The organism is Thermodesulfobacteriota bacterium (genome assembly GCA_040755095.1).
Lineage (GTDB): Bacteria > Desulfobacterota > Desulfobulbia > Desulfobulbales > JBFMBH01 > JBFMBH01.
On the sequence record JBFMBH010000108.1, the window covers coordinates 5,927 to 16,269 of the forward strand.

At 68.2% G+C, this 10,343-nt stretch carries 9 protein-coding genes; 8 read left to right on the forward strand and 1 reads right to left on the reverse strand.

Annotated elements, in window-relative coordinates; translation table 11 throughout:
- Positions 1–197: 197 nt before the first annotated feature.
- A complete protein-coding gene (locus tag AB1634_14585) occupies positions 198–1,691 on the reverse strand; it encodes an ATP-binding protein (protein MEW6220741.1) in 1,494 nt (497 codons plus the stop codon).
- Between the two features lie 113 nt (positions 1,692–1,804).
- On the opposite strand from AB1634_14585, the gene AB1634_14590 reads away from it, so the two are divergent.
- The 8 genes from AB1634_14590 to AB1634_14625 all read left to right on the forward strand — a co-directional run bounded on the left by AB1634_14590 (position 1,805) and on the right by AB1634_14625 (position 10,292).
- Positions 1,805–2,176, forward strand: coding sequence for a response regulator (locus AB1634_14590; GenBank protein ID MEW6220742.1), 372 nt, complete (start codon positions 1,805–1,807; stop codon positions 2,174–2,176).
- Entirely contained in the window at positions 2,173–3,237 is a 1,065-nt protein-coding gene (locus tag AB1634_14595; protein ID MEW6220743.1) for a hypothetical protein, read from the forward strand. Before AB1634_14590 ends, AB1634_14595 begins: the two co-directional genes overlap by 4 nt.
- Before the next feature lie 3 nt (positions 3,238–3,240).
- The gene (locus AB1634_14600; GenBank protein ID MEW6220744.1) at positions 3,241–3,501 is read left to right on the forward strand and encodes a hypothetical protein; all 261 of its coding nucleotides are present in this window, start codon (positions 3,241–3,243) and stop codon (positions 3,499–3,501) included.
- 23 nt (positions 3,502–3,524) lie between these two features.
- Entirely contained in the window at positions 3,525–6,212 is a 2,688-nt protein-coding gene (locus AB1634_14605) for an ATP-binding protein (protein MEW6220745.1), read from the forward strand.
- Between the two features lie 154 nt (positions 6,213–6,366).
- Entirely contained in the window at positions 6,367–6,621 is a 255-nt protein-coding gene (locus AB1634_14610) for a type II toxin-antitoxin system HicA family toxin (protein MEW6220746.1), read from the forward strand.
- The gene (locus AB1634_14615) at positions 6,618–6,956 is read left to right on the forward strand and encodes a type II toxin-antitoxin system HicB family antitoxin (GenBank protein ID MEW6220747.1); all 339 of its coding nucleotides are present in this window, start codon (positions 6,618–6,620) and stop codon (positions 6,954–6,956) included. Before AB1634_14610 ends, AB1634_14615 begins: the two co-directional genes overlap by 4 nt.
- Before the next feature lie 725 nt (positions 6,957–7,681).
- A complete protein-coding gene (locus AB1634_14620; GenBank protein ID MEW6220748.1) occupies positions 7,682–9,661 on the forward strand; it encodes a hypothetical protein in 1,980 nt (659 codons plus the stop codon).
- A 64-nt stretch (positions 9,662–9,725) separates the two neighbouring features.
- Positions 9,726–10,292 carry a hypothetical protein gene (locus tag AB1634_14625; protein ID MEW6220749.1) on the forward strand — a complete coding sequence of 189 codons (567 nt, stop codon included), beginning with the start codon at positions 9,726–9,728 and terminating at the stop codon, positions 10,290–10,292.
- Positions 10,293–10,343: the final 51 nt, after the last annotated feature.

Sequence of the window (10,343 nt, forward strand, 5' to 3'; positions counted from 1 at the left end):
CCCCACCCACCCCCCCCCCCCCCGCCCGCCCCGCCCGCCCCCCCCCCACGGCCCGCCGGCCGTTCTCCGCCTCGCCCACCACCTCGATGGCGGGCTGTTTTTCCAGCAGCGAGTGCAGGCCGGCCCGCATGATCTTGTGGTCGTCCACCAGCAGAACCCGGATCGCCATGCCGCGTCTCTTCCCAGCTGCCGAGAAGTCAGGTGAGGGGGGCAAAGAGGGTCACCCGGGTGCCCTGGCCCGGCGCGGAGCGCACCTGCAGCCGGCCGCCCAGATGGCTAAGCCGCTCCCGGATGCTGAACAGGCCGAAGCCGCTGCTGGCGCCTCCCCGGGCCTGGGGCCGGTCGGGGGCGAAGCCGATGCCGTCGTCGGTCACCACGATGCGGATCTCGCCGCCGGCCCGCAGGCACTGCACCTGGATCCGGCGGGCCTGGGCGTGCTTGACCACGTTGATGAGAAGCTCCCGCACCGCCCGGAAGAGCACGATGGCGAGGTCATCGCCCAGCGGCTTGGGCAGGCGGTCATCCTCCACGGAACAGGGGATGCCGTGGCGCCGGGCGAAGGTCTCTCCCAGCCAGTCCAGGGCCGCCGGCAGGCCCAGCTCATGGAGAATCGGCGGGCTCAGCTCGAAGGTCAGGGTCCTGGTTTCGCCGATGGCCTCCTGCAAGAGGGTCCAGATCTCGGCCAGCTCCCGGGCGGTCTCCTCGTCCGCCACCGACTCCCGAACCTTGTGCAGCCGCATCCGGATCACCGACAGGTTCTGGCCGATCTGGTCGTGGAGGTCCTGGGCCAGGCGGCGGCGCTCCCGCTCCTGGACCAGGACCAGCTCCGAGGTCATGGTCTGCAGCCGCTCCTTCTGGGCCAGCAGCCGCTCCTCTGCCTGTTGGCGGGCGGTGAGGTCGTGGCAGACCGCAATCAGCTCCCCGGAGGACAGGCGCTCCACCCGGTACTCCCGGCAGGACACCAGGTGCCCGGTCCGCCGGCGCTGGATCTGAACGGTCTCCGGCGCCCCGCCCCGCCAGGCGCGCAGCAAGGCCTTCTCCAGCCGCCGGGCCGCACCCCGGAAGGCCAGCACCTCGGCCAGCGGCCGGTTCAGACAAAGCTCCCGGGGCCGTCCCTCCAGGCCCTCGGCCGCCTGGTTCAGGTCCAGGCAGAGGATCCGATCCCCGGACGCCGTGACCTGGAAGAACCACACCCCGCTGGCCATGGTCTGGAAGAGATCCCGGAACCGGGCTTCGCTCCGCCTTAACGCGGCCTCCGCCCGCTCCAGGGCCTCCGGATCCCGGAGAATGACCAGCCGGTGGGCCTCCCCGTCCACCGTCATCACCATGGCGGACAGGGCGCAGGTCCTGGCTTCGCCCTGCCGATCCAGGTAGGAGGCCGGGCGGTCGACGACCGCATCCTCCGCCCCCAGGAGGTCCTCCAGGGCCGAGCGCTCGCCCGGTCCGTCCAGAAGACGCACCGTGCGCCAGTGGCGGCCCACCACCTCCTCAGGCGCCAAGCCGGTGAGGGTGGTGAAGCGGGCGTTGATCTCCGTGCACTGGCCGTCCCGCTCCCGGATGATGAGCACCCCGTCGGGACTGGCGGCCAGGACGCGGCGGAAGCGCTCCTGGGCGCGCAGGGAGGCGCCGGCAGCCCGGTCGGGGGATCCCGCCGGGCTCCCGGCCGAGGCAAGAGGGACGTTGGCGGTCATGATCGTCCATGTATAACCCTGCCAGGCACGCTTGCGCAACCGTGCCCCCATCCGCTACAGTTCCAGGCATCTGCCGGGAAACAAGCCCAGTCCGGTTCCGAGGGGGACTTCCGATGCCGAAGGAGATCCTGATTGTCGACGACGCGCCCAACATCGTTCTGTCCCTGGATTTCCTGATGCGGCAGGAGGGCTTCCGGGTGCGCAGCGCCGCCAGCGGGGAAGAAGCCCTGCAGGCCCTGGCGGCCCGGGCCCCCGACCTGGTGCTCCTGGATGTGATGCTGCCGGAAAAGGATGGCTACGAGGTTTGCCGGGCGATCCGGGCCGACCCGGCCTTAAGCTCGGTCAAGATCCTCATGCTGACCGCCAAGGGCCGGGAGGTGGAGCGGGAGAAAGGATTGGCCATGGGTGCCGACGACTATGTCACCAAGCCCTTTGCCACCCGGGAGCTGGTCGAACGGATCCGCCAGCTGCTCGCCCGGCCATGACCTCCCGGCCCGATCTGCCGGGGGAAGACCCCGGCCCCATGGCCCTGCCCATTGCCGAGGCCTGTGCTGCCCTCCTGGCCGCCCTGCCGGAGGCGCTCCTTTTGTGCGACGGTCAGGCCCGGATTCTCTTCTGGAGCCCCGCCACCGCCGCGCTCCTCCGCTCCGGCCCGCCTCTGGCTGCCGGCTCGTCCCTGTATTCTTACCTGGAGCGCCCCCCCCTGGAGCACGCCTTCCGTTTTCTCCGCCTGCCGGGCCCGCCCAAGGGCCAAGTCGCCGGCGGGGAGGCTCGCCGGGTGAAGGTCCTGGCCACCGCCTTCCATGGCCAGGCCTTGTGCACCTGCACCGTGACCGCTCTGGGTGGTCCTCCGGATGGCGGCGTCTTCGCGCTGGCGCTGGCGCGGGCGGCTGCTCCCGGGCAGACGGGACGGGATCTGGCGGCGGGCCTGGAGACCTTGCGGGCACCCCTGGCCAACCTCCGGGCCGCGGTGGAGAACCTGGCCTCCTACCCGACCATGGCCGCGGTCATGCGCAGCGCCTTCGAGAACGTCGTGGCCCAGGAGACCATCACCTTGAGCCACCGCTTCCAGGTCCTGATGCAGGCCGCCGACAGTCTCTCCCCGGCCGACAGCCTGATGCTTCCTGTTCCGTGGCCTGACCTTTTGGCCCTCGTCAACCAGCGGCGCCAGGAGCGGAGCCGGCCGGCTCTGGCCAGCAGCGGGCCGGCCACGGCCCTGCTGGTGGAAAGCCACCCCTTTGTCGTGATGCTCGATCTTCTGGCGGCCGGCGTCGAGGCGCTGCGGCCCGCTCGCCCCCTGCACTGGGAGATGGCGCCCGGCGAGCGGTTGGCCTGTCTGGATCTGGTCTGGAGCGGCGAGCCCCTGGCCGCGGCCCAGGTGGATGCCCTGTTGTCCACCCCTTTGCCGGAGACGCCGGGCGGGCAGACGGTCTCCCAGGTGGCGGCCCGGCACGGCTGCGACCCGTGGAGCCGCGGCCACCGCACCTCGTCCTCCGAGGCGGTCCTCCGGCTGCCCATCCCCATGGCCCGGGGCCAGGAGGCCTAGGGGATGGCCTTGCCCCCCTCCGCCCGCCGGCCGCCGGCGGCATCCCGCCGCAGCGAGCGCCTGGTGGTGGTGGCCGCCGCCGGCGCCCTGCTTCTCAACTACCCGCTCCTGGCTTTGTTCAGCAAGCCTGGCCTCGTCTGGGGCGTCCCCACCCTCTACCTCTATATCTTCGTGGTCTGGGCCCTGGTCATCGGCCTGATCGCCCTGGTGGTCGACCGGCCCGCGGGGCGGGCCAGGAAGATCGGAACCGGGGGCGAGGTCTGAAGCAGCACCGATTGTGAGATGCCATGCTCGAGGACTGGTTCATCCTGCTGGCCTCCCTGGCCTATCTGGGGCTGCTGTTCGCCATCGCCTCCCTGGGCGACCTGCGGGCCGACGCCGGCCGGTCCATCATCAGCAACCCGTACGTCTACACCCTGTCCATCGCTGTCTACTGCACGGCGTGGACCTACTACGGCTCGGTGGGACGGGCCGCGGCCACCGGTATCGGCTTTCTGCCCATCTATCTGGGCCCCACCCTGATGGCGACCCTCTGGTGGCCGATCCTGCGCAAGATCATCCGCATCGCCAAGGCCTACCGGATCACCTCCATCGCCGATTTCATCGCCTCCCGCTACCGCAAGAGCGCGCTCTTGTCGGGCCTTGTGACCGTCATCGCGGTGGTGGGCATCATGCCCTACATCGCCTTGCAGCTCAAAGCCATCGCCACCAGCTTCACTGCCCTGCACTATTTCCCGGACATCGCCGGCATGGCGGCCAGAAGGCCGGTCTTCGGCGGTGACACCGCCTTCTTCGTCACCCTGATTCTGGCCATCTTCTCTATCCTGTTCGGCACCCGCAGCATCGATGTCACGGAGCGGCACGAGGGGATGGTGGCCGCCATCGCCTTCGAGTCCGTGGTCAAGCTGCTCGCCTTCTCCGCTGCCGGCCTCTTCGTCACCTTCGTCATGTTCGACGGCCCGGCAGACCTCTTCGCGGTCATGCCGGACCAGCCGGAGACCGCGGCGCTCATGGAGCTGTCTGCGCTGGCCGGCGGCTTCCCGCACTGGTTCTCCCTCATGGCCCTGTCCATGATGGCGATCCTGTTTCTGCCCCGCCAGTTCCAGGTGCTGGTGGTGGAGAGCACCTCCGAGGAGCACGTCCGCAAGGCCGCCTGGCTTTTTCCGGCCTATCTCTTCCTCATCAACCTCTTCGTCATTCCCATCGCCCTGGCTGGCCGGCTGCTCTTTCCCGAGGGCGGCTTCGATCCGGATCTCTTTGTGCTGCTCCTGCCCATCAGCGAGGAGCAGGAGCTCCTGGCCCTGTTCGTGTATCTGGGCGGCTTGTCTGCTGCCACCGGCATGGTGATCGTCGAGACCATCGCCCTGTCCACCATGGTCTGCAACGACCTGGTGATGCCGGTGCTCCTGCGCCTGGCGGCCTTCCGGCAGAAGGACCTTTCGCGGCTGCTCCTGGCCATCCGCCGGGGCAGCATCATGGCGGTGCTCTTCCTGGGCTATCTCTATTTCCGCCTGATCGGCGAGTCCTATGCCCTGGTCTCCATGGGTCTGCTGTCTTTTGCCGCGGCGGCCCAGTTCGGCCCGGCCATCCTCCTGGGCATCTCCTGGAAGGGCGCCACCCGGCGCGGCGCCCTCTGCGGCCTGGCCGGGGGATTCGCTGTCTGGATCTACACCCTGCTCCTGCCATCCTTGAGCCAATCCGGCTGGCTGTCGGCGCAGCTCCTGAGCCACGGTCCTTTCGGCATCGCTTTCTTGCGGCCCCAGCAGCTCTTCGGCCTCGACATGTTCGACCCCATCACCCATGCCCTGTTCTGGAGCATGCTGGTCAACATCGGCGGCCTGGTGACCGTCTCCCTCATCGACCGGCCGTCGGTGGTGGAACGGATCCAGGCCACCCTGTTCGTGGACATCTTCCGGCGCTCCGGCCCCGATCCGCACCTGTGGCGGGGCAAGGCCATGGTCGCGGAGCTCAAGGATCTGGTGGCCCGCTTCATCGGGCCGGCCCAGGCGGACCGGGATTTCGCCGACTATGCCGCCCGCCGGGGCCTCCACCTCACCGCCGAGCTGGCGGCGGACGCCGAGCTGGTGGACCATGCCGAGCGCCTGCTTTCCGGGGTGATCGGCGCCGCCTCGGCCCGGATCATGGTCTCGTCGGTGGTGGCCGGCGAGGAGATCAGCCAGGAGGGGATCCTGATGATCCTGGACGAGACCTCCCAGGCCATCGAGTACAGCCACCGGCTGGAGCAGCAGTCCCGGGAGCTGGCCGCCGCCTACCAGCAGCTCCAGGAGCTGGATCGACTCAAAGACGAGTTCATCTCCACCGTCAGCCACGAGCTGCGCACCCCGCTCACCTCCATCCGGGCCTTCTCGGAGATCCTGCAGGACCATCCGGAGGTGGCCGTGCAGGAGCGGCAGCGCTTTTTGGGCATCATCGTCAAGGAATCGGAGCGGCTCACCCGGCTCACCAACCAGGTTCTGGATCTCACCAAGCTGGAGTCGGGTCGCGCCGAGTGGCTCATGGCGCCTTTTGACCTCCGGGAGGTGGTGACCGAGGCCATCGCCACCACCAGCCAGCTCTTCGACAACCGGCAGGTGCGCCTGGAGCATGAGCTGCCGGGGCAGGCGGTCACCGTGGAGGCGGACCGGGATCGGCTCCTCCAGGTCGTCATCAACCTCCTCTCCAACGCGGTCAAGTTCTCACCCGCCGGCAGCGGCCTGGTGCAGGTGCAGCTCCGGGATGGCCCCCGGGAGGTGCGGCTGCAGGTGACGGACAATGGCCCCGGTATCGCGGCTGAGGAGCAGGAGGCGATCTTCGAGCGCTTCCACCAGATCCGCGACCCCAAGACCGGCAAGCCCAAAGGCACCGGCCTGGGGCTTGCCATCTGCCGCCGCATCGTCGAGCACCACCAGGGCCACATCTGGGTGGAAAGCCTCCCCGGCCGCGGCGCCCGCTTCATCGTCACCCTGCCCCGGTGAGGCTGGGGGCTCGGCAGGTGGTGCCGGCTGGCGCACCGCAGGCACAAGGCAGGGTCCCAATCAGGCAACTGTATGGGGAGAAACGTGCCATGGCATACCGGCAGCCTGCCGTCCCAGGTTGACTCTGATACTACAAGGCAATATCATGAAATCCGTGAACAGCCAGCAGCGCAAGACACTGGCCGCCATCTTCTCGCGACCGACACCCGGCAATCTGGAATGGCGCAAGATCGAGGCCCTTTTCGTGGCCCTCGGCGCCGAAGTGGTCGAAGGTGACGGCTCGCGGGTTTCCTTCATCCTGAACGGCGAAAAGGGTGACTTCCACCGGCCGCATCCGGGCAAGGAGGCTAAACGCTACCAGGTGCGGGACGCCATGGATCTGTTGACCCGAGCTGGGGTGACGCCATGAACACACTGAGCTACAAGGGCTACACGGCCAGGATTGAGTTCGACCCGGACGACAACATCTTCTTTGGCCATCTGATCGGCATCCGCGACACGGTTGGCTTCCATGGCGAGTCGGTCGTCGAGCTGAAGGACGCCTTCCGCAAGGCCGTGGACTTCTACCTGGAAAGCTGCACCAAGGCTGGCCGGGAGCCCAACAAGCCCTTCTCCGGCAAGTTCGTGGTGCGGGTCGACTCCGAGCTGCACGGCCGGATCGCCGCCGCTGCCGCCGCTACCGGCAAGAGCCTCAACAAGTGGGTGGTGGACGTCCTGGCTCACATGGTCCACGACCCGGTTTAGCAACCAGGGCGACAGCTCTGGAGGTCGCGGCGCGTGGGCGGTTGGCCTCGACGCCCCGGTGCGGCGAGCTGATGTGGTCAGCCTGCATTCCCACCAGGGTGAGGCGCTTGCCAGCTCCTCCTCGACGACCTGCCGGGCCAGGGCATTGACCAGCCAGGGCTGGCCCTGGGACAGCCGAAAGATCTCGGCCCGCACCTCGGGGGGAAAGACCTGGCCGGTCTCGGCTGTTGCCCATGGGGTGGCGATGAGCCCCCCGGTGCCGGTGCCATCTCTGGCAGGCGCCCTGGTTGCCCGTGGGTGGCCCGGATCGCCTGACGCCATCCCTCCTGGGTATCGTTGAGCCCCCCTGACGACCGGTGCGGATCCGCACGGTCGAAGCCAACCCCCTGTCTTCCACCCCAGGACCGTAATCCCGCCCGCCAGGACCGTTCCCGCCAGTCAGGACCAGGCCATTCCCCGGGGCCAGCACCGGTTGCTCCGGCGGATTGCGTCGTCTTTTCCAGGTGTTGGATCGGCGCCTCCTCCGTCTCCTCCCTCCATGGCACGCGGCTTGCTCTTGCGCCACTACGAGGTGCCTGCACGCCTGAAAGCTGTCCGGAGGTGCGGCGGGACAGGGCAGGCCGAAGCGGCGCGCCGGCAGGACGGCCGTGGTCCCCTGGCAAGACCGGGGCCACTGGCGCGATGCCGGTGCGTCAACAACACCCGATGGCAAGGAGGAGAGAAACATGGGACGAAGAACGGTCTTGGCTGCTGTGCTGTCGTTGGCAATGGCCGGAGGGGCGCTGGAGGTCCAGGGGGCGCAGATCACGGCCCAGGACTCCACCCAGCCCCGCGGCGCGATCGATGATGCGGACCTCAACCACGATGGGGTGCTCGATCTCGCGGACTTTTTCATCCTGAAGGCGAACTTCCTCAAGACCGGGGTTGGCATCCCGGGGGATATCAACGGCGACGGGGTGGTCAACCTCAACGACTACGTGATCCTCAAAAGGAAGATGCTGCCCAACGACCAGGGCCAGTCGCTGGCGCCGATCACCGACGGCTTCCGGGCACCGGCCCGCTTCGACACGCCGGAGGGCTTCTACCGTGACTGGGCCGGCAACATCATGGCCAACGCCATCCGGGATCCGGGGTTCTTCGCCACCTTGAGTGTCGCCAACCAGGACCTCATCACCTTCATCAACTCCCTGCCCGGCCAGCCCAATCAGCCCCGCTCGCCCCTCGGCCGCTTCCTGCGGGCCAACAAGCTGGAAAAGGACATCTACCGGGCCGCCGACGGCTCCCTGCAGCCCGAAGACAAGCTGCCGGTGGCGGCGGACATCTGCCTGCGCTGCCACTCGCCGGTGGGCTGGCTGGAGGCCCACTCCGAGCCGCCCACCGCGGCCTTCTCCTTCCTGAACGGCCAGTTCTGGGGCGCGGCCTTCCTCGAAGAGCCTGGCCATGCCGGCTTCGACATCACCGTCGAATCCGAGGCGGAGATGGAGGGCGTGCAGTGCGATTTCTGCCACCGGGCCAAGGACAACTACAAGCGGGTCTCCCGGTACGACGGCAGCATCATCCCGGCAGGCAACGGCGGCTTCTTTGTGGAGACCGAGAACGTCTTCGGGGACCTGGATACCCTGCCGAGCCCGGAGGGCAATGCGGCCTTTCAGAACAGCGCCAATCTGTGCGGCAGCTGCCACGACGTGACCAACCCCTTCATCAAGACCCAGACCGTGGTGGACGGGGCCATCCCCGATATGCTGCACCCCATCGAGCGGACCTTCACGGAATGGTACTGGAGCGACTTCCGGCAGACGACCCCCTGCCAGCACTGCCATGAGCCCATGCAGTTCAAGGGTGCCCAGACCTGGCTGCTCTATCCGGGGTTGGATCTGCTTTGGGGCGATCTGGATCAGAAGTGGCTGGATCGCGGCCTGCCCCTTGCCACCAGCAAGACAGCGGCCCTCATGCAGGCGGAGCAGGCGAACCGCCAGCTGATGCGGGATGCGGCGGCGGCGGTGACCATGACCCCGGCCGCCCTGGTGGCAAGCCCCGGCGAGCAGGTGAGCGTGACGGTGCGGGTGGAGAACCTGACCGGCCACAAGCTGCCCACCGGCTATATCGAAGGCCGGCAGATGTGGATCCACATCCGGGCCACGGACGAGGGCGGCGCCGTGATCTTCGAGGACGGGGTTCTTGATGCCAGCGGCCAGCTGCAGCGTACCCCGGGCGTGACCAAGGTCTACGAGCAGGTGACCGACGCCGAGGGCTACAGCTTCCTGCCCCCGGACCAGAAGAAGTTCCGCTTCGTGCTCATGAACACCATCAAGAAGGACAACCGCATCCCGCCCCGGGGCTACAACAAGGCGGCCTACCAGGCGGATGGCGCCTTCATCATCCCGGAGAATCTGTACGCCGACGGGCAGAACTGGGACGAGACCGCGTACAGCTTCACCCTGCCGGCGAACGTGTCCGGCAAGGTGCGGGTCACCGCCACCCTCTACTACCAGACCTTCAACCGGGAGTACGTCGACTTCCTCAAGACCCATGACCAGGAGCCGACCCAGGCCCACGGCGGCCGGGCCCGCAACCTGCCGGCCGGTGGCAACTATGCGGCGGGCCACACCACCTGGGGCTCGGCCCTGGAGGCCTTGTGGACCGACGTCGGCCAGGGTCCGCCGGTGGAAATGCGGTCGGCATCCGCCGAGATCGAGATCCAGTAGCCGCACCGGTCATGTGACCGCCCCCAAAGGGGTCCTGGACAAAGCCTATCCAAGGAGGAGCACGATGAGAAGAGCACTGGCCATCAGCATGATCTCCCTGGCCTGCCTGGCCACTGACCGGAGCGCGGCCCAGGCCTGGAGCTTCGATATCGCCCAGGGGCCTACCCCATTGTCGTACGAGATCAAGTATGACACCAACGACGCGACGCCGGAGACGATCACCCTGGACATGTACTCCCTGGTCATCAACTACGCCGGGGCCAACGTCACCGGTGCCGTGGAAACGCCACCCCCGCCGCTCACCGACATCATGGGTCCCTACGTGGACGACGGCAGCCAGTTGACGATCACCGGCGGCTCGCTCTTGCCGGTGAGCGCCGTTCTTGCCGCCGACTACACCTTCGCCACCTTCACCTTCGACCGGCGGCCCACCCTGTCCTGGGCCGGGGATTCGGTGAACTTCCTGGCGATCGTCAATGGCGAGGAGTTTGGCAACAGCGGCTTCGGCTTCCCGGTCTCGGATCTGCGGCTCACCAACACCGCCGCCGTGCCGTTGCCCGGTACCGCCTGGCAGCTGGGCGCCGGCGCCCTCGCTCTCCTCAGCCTGCGGCGGCGCCTCGCCATCGCCTGAGGGATTCCAGACACCCGGCACCAGGACGGCCTTGCCAGCGGCAGCTGCCGC